The sequence below is a fragment of the Pseudoalteromonas simplex genome (assembly GCF_015278155.1).
Classification (GTDB): domain Bacteria; phylum Pseudomonadota; class Gammaproteobacteria; order Enterobacterales; family Alteromonadaceae; genus Pseudoalteromonas; species Pseudoalteromonas simplex.
This window is the reverse complement of record NZ_JADILN010000005.1, coordinates 209106-230490: the sequence shown is the minus strand read 5'-3', so window position 1 is coordinate 230490 and position 21385 is coordinate 209106. Positions and strand designations below refer to the sequence as shown.

24 protein-coding genes are annotated in these 21385 nt (G+C 41.3%); 8 read left to right on the top strand and 16 right to left on the bottom strand.

Annotation, left to right across the window (positions count from 1 at the left end; translation table 11 throughout):
• The first annotated feature begins 50 nt into the window (after nt 1-50).
• Together dcd and IRQ78_RS12605 are read left to right on the top strand one after the other, a co-directional pair.
• A complete protein-coding gene (gene dcd, locus IRQ78_RS12610; RefSeq protein WP_138615771.1) occupies nt 51-638 on the top strand; it encodes a dCTP deaminase in 588 nt (195 codons plus the stop codon).
• Nucleotides 639-770: 132 nt separating this feature from the next.
• The gene (locus IRQ78_RS12605) at nt 771-3266 is read left to right on the top strand and encodes an EAL domain-containing protein (protein ID WP_194442402.1); all 2496 of its coding nucleotides are present in this window, start codon (nt 771-773) and stop codon (nt 3264-3266) included.
• Here the strand turns inward: IRQ78_RS12605 and IRQ78_RS12600 are convergent.
• The gene (locus IRQ78_RS12600; protein WP_194442401.1) at nt 3232-4008 is read right to left on the bottom strand and encodes a CLCA_X family protein; all 777 of its coding nucleotides are present in this window, start codon (nt 4006-4008) and stop codon (nt 3232-3234) included. The genes IRQ78_RS12605 and IRQ78_RS12600 overlap by 35 nt on opposite strands.
• Nucleotides 4008-4607, bottom strand: coding sequence for a tRNA-uridine aminocarboxypropyltransferase (locus IRQ78_RS12595; protein WP_138600097.1), 600 nt, complete (start codon nt 4605-4607; stop codon nt 4008-4010). Before IRQ78_RS12595 ends, IRQ78_RS12600 begins: the two co-directional genes overlap by 1 nt.
• Nucleotides 4608-4728: 121 nt before the next feature.
• Between IRQ78_RS12595 and IRQ78_RS12590 the strand changes: the two genes are divergently transcribed.
• The gene (locus IRQ78_RS12590; protein WP_054552950.1) at nt 4729-5073 is read left to right on the top strand and encodes an Hpt domain-containing protein; all 345 of its coding nucleotides are present in this window, start codon (nt 4729-4731) and stop codon (nt 5071-5073) included.
• A 93-nt stretch (nt 5074-5166) separates the two neighbouring features.
• Nucleotides 5167-6384, top strand: a complete 1218-nt coding sequence (locus IRQ78_RS12585; RefSeq protein ID WP_187490321.1) for a pyridoxal phosphate-dependent aminotransferase — start codon at nt 5167-5169, stop codon at nt 6382-6384.
• A 25-nt stretch (nt 6385-6409) separates the two neighbouring features.
• On the opposite strand, the gene IRQ78_RS12580 is transcribed toward IRQ78_RS12585, so the two are convergent.
• From IRQ78_RS12580 to IRQ78_RS12565, 4 genes are read right to left on the bottom strand one after another with little or no spacing between them, the layout of a single operon-like run.
• Nucleotides 6410-6877: an outer membrane lipoprotein gene (locus IRQ78_RS12580; RefSeq protein ID WP_194442400.1), complete on the bottom strand. Its 468-nt coding sequence runs from the start codon at nt 6875-6877 to the stop codon at nt 6410-6412.
• Between the two features lie 12 nt (nt 6878-6889).
• Nucleotides 6890-7501, bottom strand: coding sequence for a penicillin-binding protein activator LpoB (gene lpoB / locus IRQ78_RS12575; protein WP_054552953.1), 612 nt, complete (start codon nt 7499-7501; stop codon nt 6890-6892).
• A gap of 10 nt (nt 7502-7511) precedes the next feature.
• Nucleotides 7512-7937: a YcfL family protein gene (locus IRQ78_RS12570; RefSeq protein WP_054552954.1), complete on the bottom strand. Its 426-nt coding sequence runs from the start codon at nt 7935-7937 to the stop codon at nt 7512-7514.
• Between the two features lie 8 nt (nt 7938-7945).
• A complete protein-coding gene (locus IRQ78_RS12565; RefSeq protein ID WP_194442399.1) occupies nt 7946-9310 on the bottom strand; it encodes a COG3014 family protein in 1365 nt (454 codons plus the stop codon).
• A 134-nt stretch (nt 9311-9444) separates the two neighbouring features.
• Here IRQ78_RS12565 and IRQ78_RS12560 point away from each other — a divergent pair, with 134 nt between their 5' ends.
• The gene (locus IRQ78_RS12560; RefSeq protein ID WP_228482621.1) at nt 9445-10317 is read left to right on the top strand and encodes a DMT family transporter; all 873 of its coding nucleotides are present in this window, start codon (nt 9445-9447) and stop codon (nt 10315-10317) included.
• Nucleotide 10318: 1 nt separating this feature from the next.
• Here the strand turns inward: IRQ78_RS12560 and IRQ78_RS12555 are convergent, their stop codons facing one another.
• From IRQ78_RS12555 to IRQ78_RS12525, 7 genes are all read right to left on the bottom strand, one after another.
• Nucleotides 10319-10999 (bottom strand): M15 family metallopeptidase, encoded by a 681-nt coding sequence (locus IRQ78_RS12555; RefSeq protein WP_194442398.1) that lies wholly within the window; start codon nt 10997-10999, stop codon nt 10319-10321.
• The gene (gene dapE / locus IRQ78_RS12550; protein WP_194442397.1) at nt 10996-12126 is read right to left on the bottom strand and encodes a succinyl-diaminopimelate desuccinylase; all 1131 of its coding nucleotides are present in this window, start codon (nt 12124-12126) and stop codon (nt 10996-10998) included. The genes IRQ78_RS12555 and dapE overlap by 4 nt, the downstream gene beginning before the upstream one ends.
• Nucleotides 12126-12470, bottom strand: a complete 345-nt coding sequence (locus IRQ78_RS12545) for an ArsC family reductase (RefSeq protein ID WP_054561266.1) — start codon at nt 12468-12470, stop codon at nt 12126-12128. The genes dapE and IRQ78_RS12545 overlap by 1 nt, the downstream gene beginning before the upstream one ends.
• A gap of 5 nt (nt 12471-12475) precedes the next feature.
• Nucleotides 12476-12973 (bottom strand): PTS glucose transporter subunit IIA, encoded by a 498-nt coding sequence (locus IRQ78_RS12540; RefSeq protein ID WP_054561267.1) that lies wholly within the window; start codon nt 12971-12973, stop codon nt 12476-12478.
• Between the two features lie 3 nt (nt 12974-12976).
• Nucleotides 12977-13369: an ACT domain-containing protein gene (locus IRQ78_RS12535; protein ID WP_054552960.1), complete on the bottom strand. Its 393-nt coding sequence runs from the start codon at nt 13367-13369 to the stop codon at nt 12977-12979.
• Between the two features lie 209 nt (nt 13370-13578).
• Nucleotides 13579-15735 (bottom strand): phosphate acetyltransferase, encoded by a 2157-nt coding sequence (gene pta, locus IRQ78_RS12530; protein ID WP_138615758.1) that lies wholly within the window; start codon nt 15733-15735, stop codon nt 13579-13581.
• A 4-nt stretch (nt 15736-15739) separates the two neighbouring features.
• Nucleotides 15740-16954, bottom strand: a complete 1215-nt coding sequence (locus IRQ78_RS12525) for an acetate kinase (RefSeq protein ID WP_138600089.1) — start codon at nt 16952-16954, stop codon at nt 15740-15742.
• 290 nt (nt 16955-17244) lie between these two features.
• Between IRQ78_RS12525 and yfbV the strand changes: the two genes are divergently transcribed.
• Entirely contained in the window at nt 17245-17691 is a 447-nt protein-coding gene (gene yfbV, locus IRQ78_RS12520) for a terminus macrodomain insulation protein YfbV (RefSeq protein ID WP_054552963.1), read from the top strand.
• Here the strand turns inward: yfbV and IRQ78_RS12515 are convergent.
• The 3 genes from IRQ78_RS12515 to xthA are packed head-to-tail and all read right to left on the bottom strand — an operon-like array spanning nt 17688 to nt 19938.
• Entirely contained in the window at nt 17688-18485 is a 798-nt protein-coding gene (locus tag IRQ78_RS12515) for a putative RNA methyltransferase (RefSeq protein ID WP_138600088.1), read from the bottom strand. The genes yfbV and IRQ78_RS12515 overlap by 4 nt on opposite strands.
• Complete coding sequence (locus tag IRQ78_RS12510) at nt 18482-19132, bottom strand: energy-coupling factor ABC transporter permease (RefSeq protein ID WP_194442396.1); 651 nt, start codon at nt 19130-19132, stop codon at nt 18482-18484. The genes IRQ78_RS12515 and IRQ78_RS12510 overlap by 4 nt, the downstream gene beginning before the upstream one ends.
• A complete protein-coding gene (gene xthA / locus IRQ78_RS12505) occupies nt 19129-19938 on the bottom strand; it encodes an exodeoxyribonuclease III (protein ID WP_138615750.1) in 810 nt (269 codons plus the stop codon). The genes IRQ78_RS12510 and xthA overlap by 4 nt, the downstream gene beginning before the upstream one ends.
• Before the next feature lie 243 nt (nt 19939-20181).
• On the opposite strand from xthA, the gene IRQ78_RS12500 reads away from it, so the two are divergent.
• Both IRQ78_RS12500 and IRQ78_RS12495 read left to right on the top strand, forming a co-directional pair.
• A complete protein-coding gene (locus IRQ78_RS12500; protein WP_194442395.1) occupies nt 20182-20613 on the top strand; it encodes an exonuclease III in 432 nt (143 codons plus the stop codon).
• Between the two features lie 206 nt (nt 20614-20819).
• Nucleotides 20820-21341, top strand: a complete 522-nt coding sequence (locus IRQ78_RS12495) for an EF-hand domain-containing protein (protein ID WP_194442394.1) — start codon at nt 20820-20822, stop codon at nt 21339-21341.
• Nucleotides 21342-21385 lie beyond the last annotated feature (44 nt).

The window sequence follows — 21385 nt, the reverse complement described above, 5'->3', positions numbered from 1 at the left end:
TTTTTTCCAACTTTAAATCAAATGTTTAAGTTGTTTAGGTAGAATAATAAATGAGATTATCAGATACCCATATTCAGCAATATATTGACGAAGGCCGCATTGTTATAGAGCCAGCACCAAGTAATGAAATGATCTCGGGTGTCACGGTTGACCTGCGTTTGGGCAATAAGTTTCGTGTTTTCCAAGATCATACTGCTGCGTATGTTGATTTAAGTGGCCCTAAAGATCAGCTTAATAAGGCAATGGAATCAATCATGAGTGATGAAATTGTGCTTGATGAAGAAGAAGCTTTTTTCCTTCATCCAGGTGAATTAGCATTGGCTATTACTCATGAAAAAGTTACTTTACCAGCAGATATTGTTGGTTGGTTAGATGGTCGCTCGTCGTTAGCACGCCTTGGTTTGATGGTACATGTAACAGCGCATCGTATTGATCCAGGTTGGTCGGGTAATATCGTTTTAGAGTTTTATAACTCAGGCAAGCTGCCACTTGCGCTTCGTCCAATGATGAAAATTGGTGCCATGAGTTTTGAAACCATGACAAGCCCAGCACAGAACCCTTATAACACGCGTAAAGATGCTAAATATAAAGATCAAAATACGGCAGTAGCAAGCCGCATTAGTGACGATAATAAATAATCCTTCAACATGTGGTCTTTGGGCCACATATCATTATTTGTTAAACTTTTTACTTATTTGCATTCTCATAAATTGGCAATTTAAGCGTATTCATCCCATACTTTTAGCTGGTGTTTAAAGCACGGAGCTAAAATGCACTTTATTGGCAAGCTGATCCATCAGGTTATAAAAAATTTGCTCGTTTTACTGGGCTGCGTATTGCTTCATAGTGCCAGTATTAATGCTGCAAGCAATAACTTACCGGTATGGGTACTTGATTCAGAACAGCCTTTAGCCAAACTTAGTCAGACACTCGAAGTATCACTGCAAAATGCTGAGCTTTTAAATGCTTTAGAAAACAATACGGTTCGCCTCGCAGCACAAACCTCTTATTGGTTAATTATCGATTTACAGCAATTGCCTGAAAATAAAAACTATGTTGTTTATCTTAGTGAGCCTAACTTAACGTGGGCAAAGTTTTATCTGTTAGATGAAAATTATCAGTCCACCAATGATCAGCGGCTTGCTTCTCTAGAAAGTTTATCGAATGTGCGACCTCATTGGTTAATAGAGCACAGCCAAGGAGCTCGCTGGGCGCTAGTTAACTTCGTGCACAAAAGATCTCTAACATTAGAACTAGGTGTCGAAACAGCAAAAAGTTTTGAAGTTGACTTACATCAAACTATTTTGAGTTACGGTGCGATTTTAGGGGGGCTGATTTTGTGTATGTTTGTTTGTGGTGTTTACTTTTTTGTATCCCAGCGAACAAAATACTTAGTCCTAAATGCCTATTTTATATTGGTCACCATTGGGTTTTTAATCGATAACGGATTAATAAATTATCTAATTGGTGGTTTTAATTGGGAATCTAAATGGCCTGTTAATGAGTTCGCATTATGTTTTGTGAGCTATTTTTTATATCATTTTTTAGCGATCCATACCTATACAGCAAAGTTTAAAAAGGCCTGGCAAGCAATGATGCTGTGTTTATTCAATGCAGCTTTATTGTCATCACTATTGCCTCATTTTAATCGTCAGTGGTTATTTATAGTCAGCTGTTTGGGCTTTTTGTGCTTTGCCTCTGTAATATTTTATAGTTTGATTAAGCGTAAGGGTAATCGTACTCATCTGCGTATTTTTATGCTTCTAATTATTGTTATTCAGGTGTTAAGTCTGTTTTTATGGAATGGATTTGGTATTGGCTACCATGGAATTCATAACACCATTTTATTGCTCACATCATTGGCGATCTGCTCCGTACTGTTATTAAAAGACCGTCAGCAAATTTCAGCATTTAGTTATTCGATGCTGCACGATGCGGATACGAAGCTACCAAATAAACAATTTTTACTCGCTCAAATGATGAAAAAAGTGTCGCAAAAGCAACATTTTTCAGTTTTATTATTTAAACCTCATGTACTCTCAAATGCACGTTCTACCTTTGGGTTTGAGCAAGCTAATATTTGTATCAATGAAAAACTAAGTATATTAAACATTCAGATGCAGACCATGAATACATTAAAGTTGGAAGTTCAAGCCACCAGAAGCACATGGCTTGCTCATATTGACGATAGTACATTTGGGTGTTTGATCTTGGGCGAACTAGAATTAAGCCATATTGAGCAATTTGCCTGCATGATCCATGGTGTGTTTGAAGAGGGCCTTACTCATGAAGAAATTAACTTAGTCGACCGTGTTGATATTGGTGTTGCTTATTACCCGATGCATGGCAATACCGCGAAACAAATATTGCAATGTGCAATACAAGCAATGACTGAAAAGCGCCTACAAGGTGAACGTTGGCGTATGTTCGACTCAGAAAGTGCGCGGCTTTCTGAACAAAGGTTATCCATTGCGGCAGCGCTTAAAATTGCGATTGATGAAAATCAGCTAAGTTTGCACTTTCAACCGCAGATATGTTTGAAAACGGGCAAAGTAGTTGGCTGTGAAGCATTACTGCGCTGGACACATCCAATTTTTGGTATTGTTAGTCCTGAGATATTTATTCCAATTGCAGAGTCAGCAGGGGTGATCAATCAGCTAACAGAGTGGGTCGTTGAAAAGGGGGTTGAATGGCAAGCGAAGTTTTGCAAACTGATACCCGATCATGTTATTTCCATCAATATTTCTGCAAAGGATTTATTAAATAAAAATTTACCTGTGCTGCTAATTACCATTTTAAATGAGCAAAATGTGGCGGCTGAATCAGTGATGTTAGAGCTCACTGAATCAGCGACCTTAGAAGAAAGTAAAAAAATTAAAGCCATGCTTGATGATTACCGTTTAATAGGTTTAAAACTCGCTATTGATGATTTCGGTACAGGCTACTCATCACTTGCCTATTTAAGCCAACTTGGTTTTGATGAAGTCAAAATAGATAAACAATTTGTGTTAAATCTGCCGTTTTCGGTTAATGATCAAAGTATCTGTAAGGCAACCTGTGATATCGCCACTACTTTAGGTGCACATGTTGTTGCTGAGGGTATTGAAGATGAGCAAAGCCTCGCTATGTTACAAAGCTATGGTTGCCAGTTTGGACAGGGATATTATTTTTCAAAACCCCTTGCCGCAGATGATTATTTAGACTGGATAAGCAAGGTGCAAAAACTTGACCTTAATCTTGATGCAACAGCGAACCTAGCTGATTAAAATATTTAAGCAAGGCTTCAAAACAATTCATCGTATGCTGCTCATCCGGGTAGATTAAGCCACTTTTCGATAAGCCACTCACTAAAAAGCTATTTTTGATGTTAGGGTGGACGCTAATACACTTTTCAAAACAGCGGGCAGCTAGTTCCTCAGGCATACTCATATAAAGTTGCTTTACTTGCTTATCAAAAGCGATAGATTGTTTTACGAATTCATTTGGATTTTTACCAGAGTTATCTAAAAATACCTGATGATAAAACTCATTTAAGCGTTGATTAAGTGGATGACTCAAGTCTGGTGACTGTTCGAGCCACAGCGCCGAACAGAATTGCATGCTCTTTCTGCCGCTAAATAAGTGCTGACAAATATGATGGTCAAAAGCATGAAACCATTCATGGGCGAGTGCGCCACCACCTGCATTTTTAGCCAGCGCAAGGGTTTGGCTGTGAGCATTATAATGAGCCTGCACACCTTTTTGTCCGCCATGACCAAAAGCAAAATTGAGTTTCCCTCTAAGGCCAATTGCCGTTGGCGGTAAAGTCAGTATTTGCGCAAGATCGGCTAAAGCATCGTAAATTAAATTCGCCGCTAATAGCCGTTCTTGCTTATTAACCCAATTACCAACCACCATAGTACGAAAACCAAAGGTGTCGCGAATATCGTCAAAATCGATCTGATCATCAAAGCGATAATCAGGTCCCTTACGATGAAAACCAGCGCTTAGTCGTTTTGATACACGCATTAGAGATAGCGTGCCTTAACATCATCCGGCATATGCTGGGTTTGCTTATCGACCAGTGCTGCTAATAATCTGTATAGTGGTGTTACATCAATGCCTTCAATTAATTTAAGGCTATGAGCTACAGCTTCTAAAGTTGATAAACTATCTGCTCGAGGTGCTTTACGGATGACGTATTTGTTTTGTGGTATGTGCTTAAAACTCACCGTTTGAAATGCACGGAGGCTAGGGGTTAATTGCAGCATTTTGTAGGCTTTTTTCCATGTACCATCAATTACGATTAAATGATTTAAAGACTGTTTGAAAGCATCTGTAGTGGCAGTGTGCTCATCTAGACTTAAGGCATCCTCAGTAGGGTAAAGAACCGCTGTTGTTGCTTTTGGCAATGTTGCAAGCTGTAAAAAGTCTTGCTCTGACTCACCAGCGATGATCTGGCAATTTTCTAAACCTAAATTCAGTAAATTGGCCGTATTTTTAGTGACTTTTTCCTCACTTGGGTGGCGTAATATAATGATTTTTAGTTTATTATTGATTATGCTTATTGAATCACATAAACAGGTTTTAATTGAAAAGCCACAATGTGAGCATAATTCTCTAGCCATAGATACTCTTGTATAGATTTGAAGTCTCTTTAGTATACATGAGCTAGAGCTGTAATTTTGCATTTTTAAAGCAGACAGCTAAAATTGCGATTTAAATATTTGGTTTTATTAAGGGATAAAGATGACGACTATCACTATCGATGAAAGTGCGCTTGAAGGAATGGAGTCGCTACTGGGTGATCAATTTGCTGACACGCTTTCTTTTTGTTGTAGCGAGTTTCAAAGGTTAGGCTCTGAGGTGCACGCTAATCTTGGTTCAGACAACGAAGCTGCAGCGCGTCATGCTCATAGCTTAAAATCAAATGCCGCCCAATTTGGAGCCCAAAGTCTATCTGAGCTCGCTCAATCAATTGAGCATGCACTCAATGAAGGGAATGCTGATATAGCACAGCAAAACAGTGCAAGTATCGATCAGCAAGTTTCTGGCTCTGTAGAAAAATTACAAGCTTGGTTCGCTACTCGCTAAAAACTTGAATTTATTTCAGTTATAACCGCAAAAATCCTCTGGCGTGGTGGCCCCTTACTAGGTTAGTCTTAAGGTTAATTAGTAGAGGTAACCATGTCACAAATCAAAAAGAGTCACAAACTAGACGGTGTCTGTTATGACATACGTGGGCCTGTGCTTGCACAAGCTCGAAAAATGGAAGACGAAGGGCAAAAAGTATTAAAGCTAAACATTGGTAATCCAGCTGCCTTTGGCTTTGATATGCCTGAAGATATGCACAAAGATATCATTCGTAACTTATATTCAGCCCAAGGCTACTGTGACTCTAAAGGCCTCTACTCAGCCCGTGTGGCAGTCTATCAGCACTATCAGCAACGCGGCTTATATAACCTTGATGTCGATAATATTTATATCGGCAATGGGGTCAGCGAACTCATTCAAATGACCACGCAAGCACTACTTGATAATGACGATGAAGTGCTTATTCCTGCACCGGATTATCCGCTATGGACTGCATCGGTTAAATTAGCAGGGGGTAACCCTGTGCATTATCTTTGTGATGAAGAACAAGATTGGTTTCCTGATATTGCTGATATTAAATCGAAGATCACCTCAAAGACCAAAGCATTGGTGCTTATTAACCCAAATAACCCAACCGGTGCGGTATATAGCGATGATCTGTTGATGGAACTGATCAACATTGCTCGCGAGCATAAATTATTGTTATTGAGCGATGAAATTTACGAGAAAATCTTGTACGACGGTGTCAGCCACAGCTCAATTGGCGCACTGTGTGATGATGTACCAATTATCACATTTAATGGCCTAGCAAAAACGTACCGCGCTGCGGGATTGCGAATGGGCTGGATGGTGCTAAGCGGTCGCACTAGCATGATGGACGACTTGAGCCGTGGCCTAGACATGCTGGCATCAATGCGCTTATGTGCCAATGTACCAGCACAATATGCTATTCAACAAGCTTTAGGTGGTGTGCAGTCAATCGATAACCTGATAAACCCAGGTGGTCGGCTTTACGTTCAGCGTGATATTGCATGGCGTGGTTTAAATGCCATTGATGGTATTAGCTGTAAAAAGCCTAAAGGGGCGCTTTACGCATTTGCGAAAGTGGATACGGCGCACTTTAATATTAAAAACGATGAGCGCATGATTTTAGATTTACTCAAAGCGGAGAAAATCTTATTAGTGCATGGTCGCGCTTTTAACTGGCCTGATCCTGATCATTTTAGATTGGTGTTTTTACCAAACAAAGATGATTTAACAGAAGCCATGAGTAAGATGCAGCGATTTTTCGCTGATTATCGACAAAGCTAAAGAAAGCGAGCCGAGGCTCGCTTTTTTAATACGCTTTATCAACACGCACCGTGTTATCGGTGAGGTACACCAAACGTACTTTATCACCTTGGCTAAACAGCATTTGGTTATCTTTGTCTTGCACAACCATAAACTGTTCGCCGCTTTCTACTTTGATCATCAATTCAACGAGCTGATATTGTATTACGCGACTGTTTTGTTGACGGTTGTGAGCAACAGAGCCACCAATCATCGAACCTAAAATGGTTGCTACAGTACGGCCACTACCGCCACCAAACTGATTACCGATTACACCGCCAATAAGTGCACCGCCAAAGGTTTCCCAGCCGTTGGTTTTATCTTTGACCAGTTCTTGTTCAGTAATGGCTCGTACTGACTGTACTGAGCCAAACAACACCTGTTGTACTGGTACTGCTTTGTTACGCTGGTAGTCAGCATAACTAGGCGAGCTCAGTAATAAACAGCTTGCTAAGATTGCTACTAGGTATTTCATAAACCCTCCTGGCTACCAGCCAAAAGTTGATTTCTCACGTGTTTTACGGATTTCAGTTTCATCAGCCCACTCAACTAGGCCGCTTTTTAAATCCATTAAACGCATAGTGAATTTGTAATACACATCAGCCTTGTCAGCATTTGATTTAACAATGCTCGATAAGTTGCCGTATAACATATATTGCGCACCAACTTGCTGGCCAAAGGCAATAGCGGTATTTGGATCAACTAGTGGATCGACGTTTTGGAAATTAAGTTGTTCGCGCACAGCTTCAACACGGGTCATATCAACAAAGCGGAACTTACCACTGCGTAATAACTGTGTTGAGATTGAATCGGTAATTGATTCAGTATCAATGTGCTCGCTCGTTTTGTTTTTAATACGCTCAACAAACACGATAGGGCGAGTATTTGCTGTCATGGTGCCAACCACAGGTGAAGCAAGTAACGAGTCTGTCATTTGGCTTGCTACTTTTTGTAGATCCGTTGAGCCAAAATTGATGTCTGTGGTTTCAACAGCTTGCGCATCACCATAGCTAACAACGGCTTTATTAGCACAGCCAGATAGTAACAAAGCGCTTGTCATTGCAACGGCCGCAGCCGACTTAACAGAAAGTAATTTCATTGTAGTATCCTTAATCTTCAAATTCTTGTGCTTCTGTTGACACTTCACGCACTGCAAGCGAGAAGGTGACAGCATTTGCTGTCGGGGCTAGGCCCGGTAATTGAGTTTTAGCAAATCCAAATAAAGTAATGGGTTGCCAAGGTGAGTGGTTGCCACGAATAACAAAGCCATCAGCGTCATACCAAGTAAATTGATATTGTAAGTATTGAGACTTTTTATATTGGCTTGCCAGTGTCACAACCACATCAGTTAAGCCGTTCGTTTGGCGTGTTTTTACATCTGTAATGGCTAATTTCTTGCCTAGTTCAGGGTTATTAACAATCAGTTGTTGGTTATACTGTTGTGATGCCTGCTCAACACCAATGCCAGAAGTGGTAGGGCGTGAGGAGCAAGCCGCAACAAGTAAAATGGTTAATAGTGGCACTAAGTATTTCATCATTGCTCCTAGAGTTGTACAACGTGTGTGTCGTAGTAGTTATTTATGGAGGTTAGAAAAATCAAGGTTAACCCTTGCTTACCAACCGTAAAAGTTATTTCGCCATGCCCTGGCACAGTTAAAGTGTGCTGACCTGTGGGCATTGGGTGCTGAGCAATACTCAGTTGGCTTGGTAAAGTCAACCAGCTTCGTGTATCAGCTTGCTCAGATGCAACGTTATAAATGTTGGCTAAAATGTTACCAACATCGCCGCCACTTCTTGCTAACTCTGCACGTACCTTTTCTTTTGCTACCAGACGCATTACTTGTCGGGTTATTCTGCCAGCACTTTGATCCTTTAATGTCTTCGCCGCTAGCGCTTCGAGCCTAACAATAGGAGTTAACATTATGCTTTCACCACCGATATTGACAGTGTTATCACCGCCAGCATAAGGTGTATCGCGATAAACTGGCATGGCAACACTATAAAAGCGTGCATCGCCACGCGAAGTATAAATAGGTAACCGTAAATTAAACTCTTGCCTTGCTGGTATTAAACCTTGCTCTGCAATTACAATTACTTGGCCTGTGTTTGCTTGAGCTTGCTTTAATTTGCCAAAGCGTTTGCTAAATTCTTCAAAGTCCTGATCAAAACCTTGTTTTTTGGCAAGGCGTAACACTGCTTGCTGTAAGTAGCTATTCTCACTGTTTATTTCGAGCGCTTTCTTATAGTCGATATAGGCATCATCAAATTGTTTATCTGCCTCATAAAGTAGGGCCGATAAATAAAACGTAAAAGCATTTTGAAAGCCATTTTTGACATTACCAATTAACTCGGCCATATCAGGGTAGCCTTCAGCGGAGTTTTCCGCTTGTTCATCAAGTGCGGCTTGATTGTCTTTAAGTGCATCTTCTTGCACTTTATTTGCACGTCTAACTTCAACTAATGCAGATTCAAGTTGTTTATCAAATACATAACTCAGTGCTTTGTAGCTATGCAGCATGGTCATTTCATAGGCTGCTGGCTCATAACCAATTACAGAGTCATTGGTTAATAATGAGTTTGTTTGCTCAAGGCCTGCACTTAGCTGTACTTTGGCTGCTTGACGCTTTTTTTCCATACTTTGATATACAGCTTCAAAGGTCTCATTAGCCTGCAAATTTTGTTTTGCCAAAAACTCAAGACGGGCCGTTTCAAGCTGATTTAACAAATAGTTACTGTGAACACGGCTGTTACTTGGCAAAAGCTGCTGAGCACTTGCTATGTTATTTTGAGAAACAGCTTGGCGCACAGGTCTTAGCTGCGTCGCATAATCTTGGAATAGATCAGTAATACCTATGGTACTGCAACCAGATAACAGTAAAGCAGCTCCAATAAATAAACGTCGATGCACTGAACACTCCTTTTAAACAATGTACTCAGATTAGCATACGCGGCTTAACCTTATATGATAAATTATGTAAAAAATCGTAAGTTAATAGACAACTTTCTGGTCTTTTTATTTTTTATGTTAAAGGAACACCGCATTTGTTAAGCACTGTACTGTATACCTTGATTGCACTTTGTGCGTTTGCAGCTAATTCTTTGCTGTGCCGAATGGCATTGCAAAGTGGTGATATTGATCCGTTAAGTTTTACTGCCATTCGCTTAGCCAGTGGCGCGTTTATGTTGCTTGGCTTACTTTTATGGCAAACAAAGCTAAAGCAAACAAAATCACAATCAGCACAACCTTTAACCGATAAAGGTAACAATATCAGTGCGCTTAGTTTATTTGTTTACGCGCTGTGCTTTTCAGTTGCCTATGTTGATTTAAACACAGGCACAGGCGCACTTATCTTATTTTCGGCAGTGCAGTTAACTATGATAGGTCATAGTGTTTTAAATAAAGAGCCACTCAGTAAATTGCAGTGGGGGGCTTTGTTTGTTGCTTTTGCGGGTTTTATTTACTTAATGCTGCCCTCAGCCACCGTGCCTTCTTTCATGCCAGCAATGCTCATGGCGTTAAGTGGCGTAGCGTGGGGTGTTTACAGTATTCGCGGAAAATCATGCAGCTCACCTTTGCAAGCAACCAGCTTTAACTTTCTAAGAAGTTTAATACTTGTGCCAATTTTAGTCTTTCTAGCCGTGGTTGATTGGCAGGGTATCACAGCAACTGGCGTTTATTTGGCGATAGCTTCAGGAGCGCTTGCATCTGGGCTTGGTTATAGCATTTGGTACATTGCACTGCCTAGGCTTAAAAGTAGCCAAGCAGGTGTGGTACAGCTAACCGTGCCCGTGCTTGCCACATTAGCTGGGGTGGTGGTATTAGATGAGCAATTAACTGCGCGTTTAGTTGTAGCCAGCGCCTTAATTCTTGGCGCTGTATTGGTGTTTTTAATGGCTAAAAAGCGCAGTGTCTAGATTAGGGCTTATTAACATTTAATACGTAGCGTTCATACAGGGTGTTTAGTTCGGCTAGTATCGCTTGTTTGCCGCTAAGCTCACTTTGTTCAATACATTGCTGTAATGTTGCAACTGACAAATACTGCATCATCTTAGCAGCTGCACCAATATGACTAATATGCCAAGGCTCAGGGGCAACTCCACCTTTGTATTCTTGGTAAGGGCGATAAAAACCATACTTTTCTAGGTTATCGTCAAGCCATGTAGCAAGCTTGGCAAAGGGCCCTGTGGGCGAATACTCATCAGGGGTTAATTGCAGCTGATAATCATCGTCAATAGGGCGGGTATCGTAAATGTCGAGGTCGGTACCAAAGTGGTGCCTACTTGCCCCAGGGAGTGCCGAGTAAAGCATAATAGCGTGGCACTTTTCAGAATCACTTAGGCTTTTTAAATCTACTGCTTGTTGCTCAAGGGTGTAAACTGGTCGAAGGCCCTGAAATTTAGCATTCCAAATTGCACTTTGACGATAAAAATCACGAAAGCTTGAGGCAATTGTCAGATCAATACCTGCTTCTTTTGCCCCTTGCTGCAGAGCTAAAAAATCATCGACAATATCACGATGCAAGCGATGATTTTGTAGCTCAACTAAATGTGAGCTACTCAACCCAGTGGCGCATTGCTTAAGCTCTGTTTGGTTCATGTAAGCAGCTGCTCTAAAATCACTTCGTAAATATCAGCAAGTTGAATTAAATCATCGGTGCTAACACATTCATCTACTTTATGAATGGTTTCATTACGCGGACCAAGCTCAATGACTTTGGCACCCGTTTGTGCGATAAAGCGACCATCAGAAGTACCGCCGGTGGTTTCAAGTGCGGTGTCGCGTCCAGTCACCTGCTTAATAGCGTGCACGGTGGCATCAACTAACGGACCATGGTCGGTTAAAAACGGTAGTCCATTAATAATCCAATTTAGCTCGTAATTGAGGTTGTGTTTCTCAACAATATCAACCACTCGTTGCTGTAGCTGTTGGTGAGTTACTTCGGTGCTAAAGCGAAAGTTAAATTGAATCTCAAGTTCACCTGGGATCACATTACCGGCACCGGTGCCACCGTTAATATTCGAAACCTGAAAACTTGTTGCAGGGAAAAATTCGTTACCTTGATCCCACTCGGTTTGGCTCAGCTCAGTTAACGCAGGAGCAGCTAAATGAATTGGGTTTTGTGCTAAATGCGGGTAAGCAACATGGCCTTGCACACCTTTCACAGTTAAAAAGCCAGTTAATGAACCACGACGACCATTTTTTACCACATCGCCAAGTACATCTCGTGAAGAAGGTTCGCCAACTAGGCATAAATCAATCTTCTCACCTCGTGCTTCAAGAGTATCGATAACACGGGTTGTGCCGTTGATAAACGGGCCTTCTTCATCAGACGTAATTAAAAACGAAATTGACCCTTTATGATCTGGGTGTTTAGTCACAAAACGCTCTGTGGCAACCACCATAGCAGCTAAAGAGCCTTTCATATCGGCTGCACCGCGGCCATGTAACATACCGTCTTTTACCAGTGCTGAAAAAGGCGGGTACTGCCAATTTTTTGCAGGACCTGTTGGTACAACATCTGTGTGACCAGCAAAACAAAAATGCGGTGACGCATCTCCCTTACGAGCCCAAGTATTTAGCGTATCAGTGAAAAACAGTGATTCAATATTAAAGCCTAGTTTTTCAAGGCGTTCGTTCATTAACGCTTGGCAACCAGCATCTTCAGGCGTTACTGATTCACGCTGAATAAGCGCTTGAGCAAGTTCAATAACAGGGTGAGTCATTAGGCAAAAATCTCATCGTATTGAGCGGCTTTAAAACCTAAGTGGTATTGGCCGTTATGCACAAGTACCGGGCGCTTGATCATCGCAGGTTGCTCAACCAGCAATGCTAATGCAGATTCTTTATCTAGGTTTTGCTTTTGCTCATCAGATAATTGACGGTAAGTTGTGCCGCGTTTATTAACTAAGTCTTGCCAATCAATGTGCGCTGCAAACTCATTAACTAGCTCAGCACTAATGCCGTCTTTACGGTAATCATGGAAAGTAAATTCTTGATTGTTATCAGTTAAATATTTTTTGGCTTTTTTAATTGTATCGCAGTTGCTGATACCGTACATGATAGTCATAAATTCTACTTTTTAGTTACAGTGAGTAATGTGTCTACCCCAGCAGTGACCTGAGATAGTGAATAATATAGGGGTCCAAGGTGTTGGCTATTGAGAACGCACAGTGTGCCAAGCATAGGACTGCTCAGCTCGCGTAAATCAAAATAGGCTAATCGTTCACCTTTGCTAATTTTACTGCCGTTTAATTTAGCAATATTGGTGTGGTTGATATGTTCTTCAACCGATGAAAACGATAAGTTTAATAAAACTTTTAAACCGTTTTTTGCCTGTAAAATGTATTCTTTACCGGCATTTTTAACTTGTAATAGGGTGCCATCGAATGGCGCGATGATGTTGTGGCTGGTTAGTTCAACACTAATCCCTGGGCCAAGGGTGGCAAAACGAAAAAATGGCTCAGGGTGCTCGCTAATGCTTTTTACACGCCCAGTAAATGGGCTTTTAATGGCCATGCAGCGCGCTTTTCTGAGGCTGCGTTCGGGTAAGTATTGAACTTCGTTAGTCATGGCTTATTTAACATCACCTAGCACATGGTAACCGTCTTTTTTCAGGGCTGTAATGGCTTTGGCCATACTTTGCTTTTTCACCAATACATAATCTGTATCGTAGGTTGATAAAGCAAAAATCGAGATCGACGCTTTTGCTAGCACCCCAGAAATATTTGCCATAATACCTGTTAATGAAAAACCAAGTGGGCCAATGACTTCCAGTGCTTGCCAGTCGGTTTCTTGGTCCAGACTGTCGAGCTGGAAACTACTTGGGCAGACAATAGACAGCTCATCAGCCGTTTTTGCAATAAAGAAAATAGCTTGTTGGAGTAAGGCAGGATCAATCGTCGCATCGACATCTAAACTATGAATGGTAAGTTCTTCACTATGAAGTTGTAACGTTTGTTTTGACATCTGCGATCCTATCTTTGAAGCCTTTGAATTTATAGTATAGGTAAACAAAGTTAAGATAAAGCGCAATAATTTTGATTGCTGAGGTTTTGCCCAATATCGCTGTTGAGGTTGTCCACAGATTCTGTGGATAAATATGGGAATAGGTCAGTATAAAGAAGGTAATAGGCTAATTTATAAAGGGTTTATAAATTAGCCTAAATTTTGAAGGGTTAATTTTCTAAGCTTTCAACTTGCTTAGCTTGAATCGCTGTAAGGGCAATGGTGTAAACAATATCGTCTACTAATGCACCACGGCTCAAGTCATTTACCGGCTTACGCATACCTTGCAGCATTGGGCCAATACTAATTAAATCGGCACTCCGTTGAACGGCTTTATAGGTTGTATTACCGGTATTTAAATCAGGGAATACAAACACCGTTGCTTTACCTGCAACCGGGCTGTCTGGTGCTTTCTTAATTGCGACGTTTTCCATAATTGCAGCATCATACTGAAGCGGGCCATCAATCACTAAATCAGGGCGCTTTTGCTGGGCAAGTTTAGTAGCTTCACGCACTTTTTCTACATCAGCACCTGAACCCGAAGTACCCGTACTGTAGCTGATCATTGCAACACGCGGTTCAATACCAAACGCAGCCGCTGAATCAGCTGACTGGATCGCGATATCGGCCAGTTGCTCTGCTGTTGGGTCAGGGTTGATTGCACAGTCACCGTAAACCAGAACTTGATCAGGTAACAACATAAAGAACACTGACGATACCAACGATGAACCCGGTGCAGTTTTAATTAACTGTAGCGGTGGGCGAATCGTATTCGCTGTGGTGTTAACCGCACCCGACACTAGACCATCTACTTTACCTTGTTCAAGCATCATAGTGCCGAGCACCACGTTATCAAGTAATTGCTCTTGGGCAACCACTTCTGTTAGGCCTTTGTTTTTACGAATTTCAACCATAGGCGCAACGTAATCGTTGATCACATCACTTGGCTCAACAATAGTTACGTTATCGTTAAGCTCCACACCTTGTTGCTCAGCAATACGTAAAATCTCTTCTTTGTCACCAAGTAAAATTGTTTTTGCAATGCCACGTTGACCACAAATTGCCGCAGCTTTAATTGTGCGCGGCTCATTACCTTCTGGTAAAACAACGGTTTTATTCGCTTGACGAGCTTTATCTGTCAGTAAGAAGCGAAACGCTGGTGGAGACATTTTACGAGTACGACCAACACTTTGTGCCAGGCTGTCTAACCAGTCAGAGTCAATATGGCTGGCGTTGTGATCTTTTACTTTATCGATACGTTGGTCATCATCACACGGTACTTCCATATTGAAGTTGTGCAGTAATAAAGATGTGCGCCATGTATCTTCTTCTGTAGCAAGAATTGGCAGGCCAGTATCCATCGCTTGTTCGCATAATTTCATGATGCGATCTTCAGGTTTAAAGCCACCGGTTAATAAAATAGCCCCAAGCTTGGTACCATTCATAGCCGATAAACAAGCGGCAACGAGTACATCAGAGCGATCGCCCGGAGTGACCAGTAATGCACCCGGGGTAAAGTGGCTTAAAATATTCGATACAGTACGAGCACAGAAAGTAACGCGACGTAAACGACGGTGAGCCATGTCGCCTTCATTAATAACTTCAGCCTTTAGGTATTCACATAAATCACGCACACGCGGCGCCACTAGGTCGAAATCCCACGGGATTGAACCTAATAACTTAAATGGGTGTTTTCTGAAAATAGGCAGTGATGCTAAACGGTTTAATTCGTTTTCAAGTTGCTCAGGCTCATGGGCTTCAACAAGGTCAGCACGGGCACGACCTTCGTCATCTAAAGGTGCATTAACTTTATTGAAAATACAACCTAACACGCGAGGGTGGTTAACACCGCCATAGTTGCCTGAGGCGATTTCTAAACGGTCTTCAATTTGGTCGTTGCTATCGTTACTAGGCGTTAAAACAAAAACAATATCAGCACCCAGTGTTTGCGCGATTTCACGGTTTACACGGCCTGCATAAGGCTGACGGCGTGTTGGCACCATACCTTCGATAATAGCAATTTCGTCTTCTTTAATAGTGCTTTCAAAGCGCTCTACGATTTCTTCTAGTAAATCGTCGCCTTTACCATCACCAATCATTTGCTCTGCATAGCTAAGCTCAAATGGTGTCGGCGGATTAATTGGTGAGCCATGGGTGACAATTTGCGTCGACTTTTCAGGGCCTGTATCGCCAGAACGTGGCTGTGCAATTGGCTTGAAAAAGTTCACTTTGAGCGCTTTTTGCTCAAGCGCACGCACTAAACCAACAGAAACAGATGTTAAACCAACCCCAGTCGAAATAGGGATCAACATAATTCTACGTGCCATTTACTTAACCCTCCTTTGCAATGCGGGCTGCATCGTTAGCAATAACCCATTCTTCGTTGGTCGGGATCACAAACGCTTTAGCATGCGTTTGGCCTTTTGAAATTAAGCCTTCTTTACCAAAACGTGCCGCTAAGTTTGCAGCTTCGTCACACTCAAGGCCTAAAAAGCCTAATTGGGTGATCACTTTGTCGCGAATGATATCTGAGTTTTCACCAATACCACCGGTGAAAATAAGCGCATCAAGGCGCTGCACAGGCACTAAGAATGCGGCGATTTGTTTTGCTAAACGGTAGCAAAAAATATCGAGTGCAAGGTTCGCTTGCGGGTGGCCTTCAACAGCGGCTTCTTCAATAGTGCGACAGTCATTTGATAGTTCACTAATACCTAACAGGCCACTTTGCTTATTAAGTAAGTCATCAATTTCTTGCACTGAATAATTTAGTTGCTGAGTTAAAAACGTGAATAAACCCGGGTCGATGCTACCACTGCGCGTGCCCATCACTAAGCCTTCAAGCGGTGTTAGACCCATACTGGTATCAACGCTCTTACCATCTTTAATCGCACACACTGAACAACCATTACCTAAATGCGCACTGATCACATTGGTTTGGTCGCGCTCTTTGCCGAGCATTTTTGCTGCTTCACCTGCAACATAATAATGGCTTGTACCATGGAAGCCATAACGTCTTACGCCGTGCTCTTTATAAAGCGAGTAAGGCAGGGCGTATAAGTAAGCAATATTTGGCATGCTTTGGTGAAATGCCGTATCAAATACAGCAATTTGTGGCAGCGCTGAGAACGCTTGCTGTGCAGTGCGAATGCCTAATAAGTTGGCTGGGTTATGAAGTGGAGCAAGTGCGGCTGTTTTTTCGATAGCTGCAAGTACATCATCGTCGATAAGCACAGATTCAGTGAAATGCTCACCACCGTGTACAACACGATGACCCACAGCAATTAAATTATCTGCAAGGCCTAGCTCATTAACTAGCTTCACAAGCTCAGCAATTGCTGCATCGTGGGCTTGGCCCTTTGCAAGCTCAATAAGTTGTTTTTCACCATTATATTTATATTTGATTGAAGGCGTGTCTGAGCCAAGGCGCTCAGCTAAACCAGAAATAACTTCGTCAGAAGTGGCGGCATCTAAAATGGCAAATTTTAAACTTGAACTACCACAGTTCAGTACTAAAACATGTTGTGGTGAGCAAAGGGGCGTCGACATAGCTAGGTCCTAAAAGTACGATATCAGTCAGTGTATATTAAGGCTTGATAATTAGAATTCTTTGCCAGTATAGTAAATAAGTATTTTGTTGCTACACTTAACAAAGCTAGGCTGTAATTATACTAAAGTCTGGTTGACTTAAGCCGATAACATTTTATCTCATTTAGACTTTAAACGTTAGTCTCCTAACCATTAATTTGGTATTAAAACTAGGACAGGTTTTGCAGGGATTGTATCCGGGAGTGTGTTACACTCGGTTGTGAAACAAGTTGAAAACCCTAGGAGTGATGATGCAAAAAGGTGTCATGTCACAAGTGCAAACAGGTCGTCAATACGCTAAAAAATGGCCGATGCGACAAGAGCTCGCTCCATTGTTTGCCGAATTTAGAGTGATCAAGGCCACTGATCTGGCAATTACAGTGATGCCAATTTTGGCAATGCTGACCGTATTTATGCAAGTGAATTACTTAGGTAGTGATTATTTTCCACAAGCTATCACTATCGCGCTTTTCTTTTTATCACTACCGCTTCAAGGTTTGTTGTGGCTAGGCCGCCGTGCAGAAACCCGTTTAGAGCCAGCAATGCTAAGTTGGTATACCGAGCTGCACAGTAAAATGAAGGCGCATGGTTATCAGTCACAATTAACGACTGAAAAACCACGCTACACTGACTTAGCTCAATTATTAAAAGATATGTTCGAAAAAATGGATAAAGCCTTCACTAAAGAACACTTCTAATCGCGAACAAACTGGCTCACATAAAACGATAAAGTTACTTTTTGTGGGCCTTGTTGCTCTATCTGCTGCCAATGCTCTGGGCGAAACTTCCACGCAAACGGCGTCATCATAATTAAATGTTTAATCTCATCGACAGACAACAGCACCTGTTGCTCTAATAAGTTTATCGACTCTTTGCTAAAGCCTGCTGGTGGCTCTATCTCTGTATGCGGTTTCACATCGGCATAAATAAACGCTTTTAACTCTTTAAGGTGCCAAGGGCCAGGACTTGCAACAATTAAACTAGCTTGCGGCTTGGCAAGGCGGGCAAGCTCTTGTGCAAATAAAGGGGCAAACACACTAACAAGCACATCAGCCTGCGCATCTGCAAAAGGGGCTTGGCTAATCGACGCGACACTAAAATGCGCATTTTCGTAACGCTTAGCAGCGTATTTGACCGCGGGCTTAGAAATATCGACACCATATACATCGGCACTCGACTGCGCTGCTATAGCTTGAGTATAAAAACCTTCACCACAGCCTAAATCAATCACTGAACTTGGTTCGAGAGATGCCACTAACTCAGCTAAAGCCTGCTGTAAAAACAAATAGTGTCCGGCACTTAAAAAAGCGCGGCGAGCCTGCACCATTTCAAGGTTATCGCCCGGTTGTTTCGACTTTTTATTTTGCACGGGAAGTAAATTGACATAACCCTCTTTGGCGATATCAAAACTGTGGTTATTGTCACAACGGTAAGTTTTGTCGTTTAGAGTGAGTTCAAGTTTGCAAAGCGGGCAGTGGTAGTGAAGACTCATGAGTCTAAATAGTCCTTATCATAAAAGGTTTTAACCCAATGAGGGCGATAGGTGATCATCAAGGTAATGGCCATGCCATTGAGCATTGCTTCAGGAAACCAAATTATGGCACACAGAATCAGATAATTTTCTGAAATCTCAATAAAACTGTAATCACCAAGCAAGTAATAAAACACACCGCTGGTAAGTATTTTAATACAGGCGATAACAGCAGCGGTTAAAAACGCGCATAAAAAGATATAAATAAAAAAGTGTCTCGGCAGGTAGCTATAGCAAAGCACAAAACACAAATAGCTCAATGTAATTGGTAAAAAAGCAGTAAACAATAAATGCACTGGCAGTATTGATACTGGCAACTGAGCGACTAATACCAAGAGTAAACTTGCAAGAAGGCTTGCAAAAATAGCCAGTCGCCAACCTAAAATTAGGGTCACTGCAGTAACCCCTAAAATATGCAATTCGAGGCCTGGTAATATCCCCGCTTTAATGCGCCACAGTACCGCAAGTACTAAAGCACATGCGAGCACACCAACTTGTCTTATTGGCGTTGCCAATAATTGTGATGCGCTTTGCTTATCAAAGCTGAGCCAGAGTATTATAGCCACACAGCTCCACAAAGGGAGCTGCCATTGCAATGTGTCTATCATGCGTTAAATGTTGACCAAATTGGCGCATGATCAGATGGTTTTTCGATACCTCGCAATTCGTAATCGATACCAGACTCAACACAACGCTCAGCAAGAGCTGGAGTTGCTAAGATCACATCAATACGTAGACCACGGTTGTCATCAAAACCTTTTGAGCGGTAATCAAACCACGAGTATTGCTCAGTTTTTTCTGGGTAAAGTTCACGGAAGGTATCTTTAAAGCCCCAGTTTAATAAAGTGCTTAACCATTCACGCTCTTCAGGTTGGAAAGAACACTTACCTGTTTTTAACCAGCGCTTACGGTTTGGTTCACCAATACCAATGTCGAGATCGGTCGGTGAAATATTAATGTCGCCCATCACAATAACATCTTGATCAGCCGTGTGGTTATCTTCTAAGTGAGTCATTAAATCTTTATAGAACTGACGCTTATAAGGGAATTTGGTTTCGTGGGCAATATTATCCCCTTGCGGGAAGTAGCCATTCATCACCGTTAGGTCACGACCATTTTCTTGTGTCACGGTAACACTGATCATACGACGCTGTGATTCGTCGGTATCGGTTGCAAAGCCTTTAACAACTGATTTTGGCTCTTGTTTACATAACATTGCCACGCCGTAATGTGCTTTTTGACCGTGAAAATAAACGTGATAACCCATTTTTTGTACGTCTTCTAGAGGGAAGGCTTCATCATGTACTTTGATTTCTTGTAAGCCAATAATATCTGGTTGATGTTTATCAATTACGGCTTGCAATTGGTGTAAACGAGCGCGCAGGCCGTTAATGTTAAATGAGATTACCTTCATGGTGCACCTATTATTTTTGTTTCAGTGTTTAGCGCAATTCTATCATCAAACTAGGGCTTATTCATGAGCTAATTACGAAAATCAAATTGGGTAAATGTTGATCAATTGCTGCTTAATTTAAAAACATTGTTAACTCACTATTAATTATTAAATTAAATAAATAATTCAGTTGATCTGCTTATTTTTGTTTATATAATGCGCGCAAACCACCCGTTCATATTATGTACTATTTAAAGGTAAACCATGAAAAAACAATTAGTGATGCTTTCTCTTGCATGTATCTCATTTGGCTCATTAGCAAGCAACCCGCACTACTTTTCAGCTGATAACAGTATTGAATCGAAGTTATGTAGCTTAAGTGCAAACGAAGGGTTTACCGCTGCACGTAAAGAAGCAGCAAAGCATGGCATTTCAATGTCACGTTTTTCAAAAAGCATTTTATGTAACGGTACTGACATCCGTGAGATTGCTAAAAAAGCACAATCACAAGAAGCAGCAAAAGCAGCTGTTGAAGTGTTTGCTAAAAATGAGCAAAAAGAAACTCAACTTTGCATCACTGCACTTAAAAAAGGTTTAACACCTGTGCGTGAAAAAATTGGTAACTTAAATACGTTAAAATGTAATGGCGAAGCAGTAACAGACTTCGTTAAGCGTTACCAAAACGCAGCTATCTAATAGCGGCATTTTTGTTATTTGTAAAAAGCGCTCTTCGGAGCGCTTTTTTTATGAAAAAATTACAGCACTCCATGAAAAGCTTGCTAAATCATAGGCTTAACCTCAACTTAACCGAGCTGTAAGTGCTTGATTTTAGCCAATAAGGCATTTTGGCATTCAACTTGTAACAGTCGAAGTGAATCTAATCGACTACAAGGAAATGTCTTATGAACAAGTTAACTTTAGCATCAACAATTTTAGCAGCACTAAGTCTTTCAGCATGTTCTGCAAGTAACTCTTTAGCAAAAATCGACAGTGATTTTGGCAGCCTAGATAATGACAATGACGGTTATATCTCTAAGGTAGAAGCTGACGATGATGCAATTTGGGAGCATTTTTCAAATATCGATACCAATATGGATGAGCAAATCAGCCGTACTGAATTTAATGCATACATGCAATTAAATACGGGCAAGGTAGCAACTGATAGTGAGGTATCTGAATCAGCATTTAAAGCTGAAATCGCTAAATTTGACCCAATCGAAAATGACTTTAAATCGTTAGATAACGACAAAAATGGTTATGTTTCTATTGAAGAAGCCGATGACGACGATATCGCAAATCACTTTGGCTATATGGATAGCAACAAAGATAAGCGTGTAAGCCGCACTGAATTTGTTAATTACATTAGCAAATATGGCAGCGACGTTGCCGAAGATGATGCCCTTGAAATGGTTAAAAAGAGCTAATTTCAATATTCATTCATAAAAATCCCCCAAAGCCAGTGTTTTAC

Excerpts from the sequence above, each read along its gene's own strand:
- dcd (WP_138615771.1), top strand. The coding sequence starts at position 51 with ATGAGATTATCAGATACCCATATTCAGCAATATATTGACGAAGGCCGC.
- IRQ78_RS12605 (WP_194442402.1), top strand. The coding sequence starts at position 771 with ATGCACTTTATTGGCAAGCTGATCCATCAGGTTATAAAAAATTTGCTC.
- IRQ78_RS12600 (WP_194442401.1), bottom strand. The coding sequence starts at position 4,008 with ATGCGTGTATCAAAACGACTAAGCGCTGGTTTTCATCGTAAGGGACCT.
- IRQ78_RS12595 (WP_138600097.1), bottom strand. The coding sequence starts at position 4,607 with ATGGCTAGAGAATTATGCTCACATTGTGGCTTTTCAATTAAAACCTGT.
- IRQ78_RS12590 (WP_054552950.1), top strand. The coding sequence starts at position 4,729 with ATGACGACTATCACTATCGATGAAAGTGCGCTTGAAGGAATGGAGTCG.
- IRQ78_RS12585 (WP_187490321.1), top strand. The coding sequence starts at position 5,167 with ATGTCACAAATCAAAAAGAGTCACAAACTAGACGGTGTCTGTTATGAC.
- IRQ78_RS12580 (WP_194442400.1), bottom strand. The coding sequence starts at position 6,877 with ATGAAATACCTAGTAGCAATCTTAGCAAGCTGTTTATTACTGAGCTCG.
- lpoB (WP_054552953.1), bottom strand. The coding sequence starts at position 7,501 with ATGAAATTACTTTCTGTTAAGTCGGCTGCGGCCGTTGCAATGACAAGC.
- IRQ78_RS12570 (WP_054552954.1), bottom strand. The coding sequence starts at position 7,937 with ATGAAATACTTAGTGCCACTATTAACCATTTTACTTGTTGCGGCTTGC.
- IRQ78_RS12555 (WP_194442398.1), bottom strand. The coding sequence starts at position 10,999 with ATGAACCAAACAGAGCTTAAGCAATGCGCCACTGGGTTGAGTAGCTCA.
- dapE (WP_194442397.1), bottom strand. The coding sequence starts at position 12,126 with ATGACTCACCCTGTTATTGAACTTGCTCAAGCGCTTATTCAGCGTGAA.
- IRQ78_RS12545 (WP_054561266.1), bottom strand. The coding sequence starts at position 12,470 with ATGACTATCATGTACGGTATCAGCAACTGCGATACAATTAAAAAAGCC.
- IRQ78_RS12540 (WP_054561267.1), bottom strand. The coding sequence starts at position 12,973 with ATGACTAACGAAGTTCAATACTTACCCGAACGCAGCCTCAGAAAAGCG.
- IRQ78_RS12535 (WP_054552960.1), bottom strand. The coding sequence starts at position 13,369 with ATGTCAAAACAAACGTTACAACTTCATAGTGAAGAACTTACCATTCAT.
- pta (WP_138615758.1), bottom strand. The coding sequence starts at position 15,735 with ATGGCACGTAGAATTATGTTGATCCCTATTTCGACTGGGGTTGGTTTA.
- IRQ78_RS12525 (WP_138600089.1), bottom strand. The coding sequence starts at position 16,954 with ATGTCGACGCCCCTTTGCTCACCACAACATGTTTTAGTACTGAACTGT.
- yfbV (WP_054552963.1), top strand. The coding sequence starts at position 17,245 with ATGCAAAAAGGTGTCATGTCACAAGTGCAAACAGGTCGTCAATACGCT.
- IRQ78_RS12515 (WP_138600088.1), bottom strand. The coding sequence starts at position 18,485 with ATGAGTCTTCACTACCACTGCCCGCTTTGCAAACTTGAACTCACTCTA.
- IRQ78_RS12510 (WP_194442396.1), bottom strand. The coding sequence starts at position 19,132 with ATGATAGACACATTGCAATGGCAGCTCCCTTTGTGGAGCTGTGTGGCT.
- xthA (WP_138615750.1), bottom strand. The coding sequence starts at position 19,938 with ATGAAGGTAATCTCATTTAACATTAACGGCCTGCGCGCTCGTTTACAC.
- IRQ78_RS12500 (WP_194442395.1), top strand. The coding sequence starts at position 20,182 with ATGAAAAAACAATTAGTGATGCTTTCTCTTGCATGTATCTCATTTGGC.
- IRQ78_RS12495 (WP_194442394.1), top strand. The coding sequence starts at position 20,820 with ATGAACAAGTTAACTTTAGCATCAACAATTTTAGCAGCACTAAGTCTT.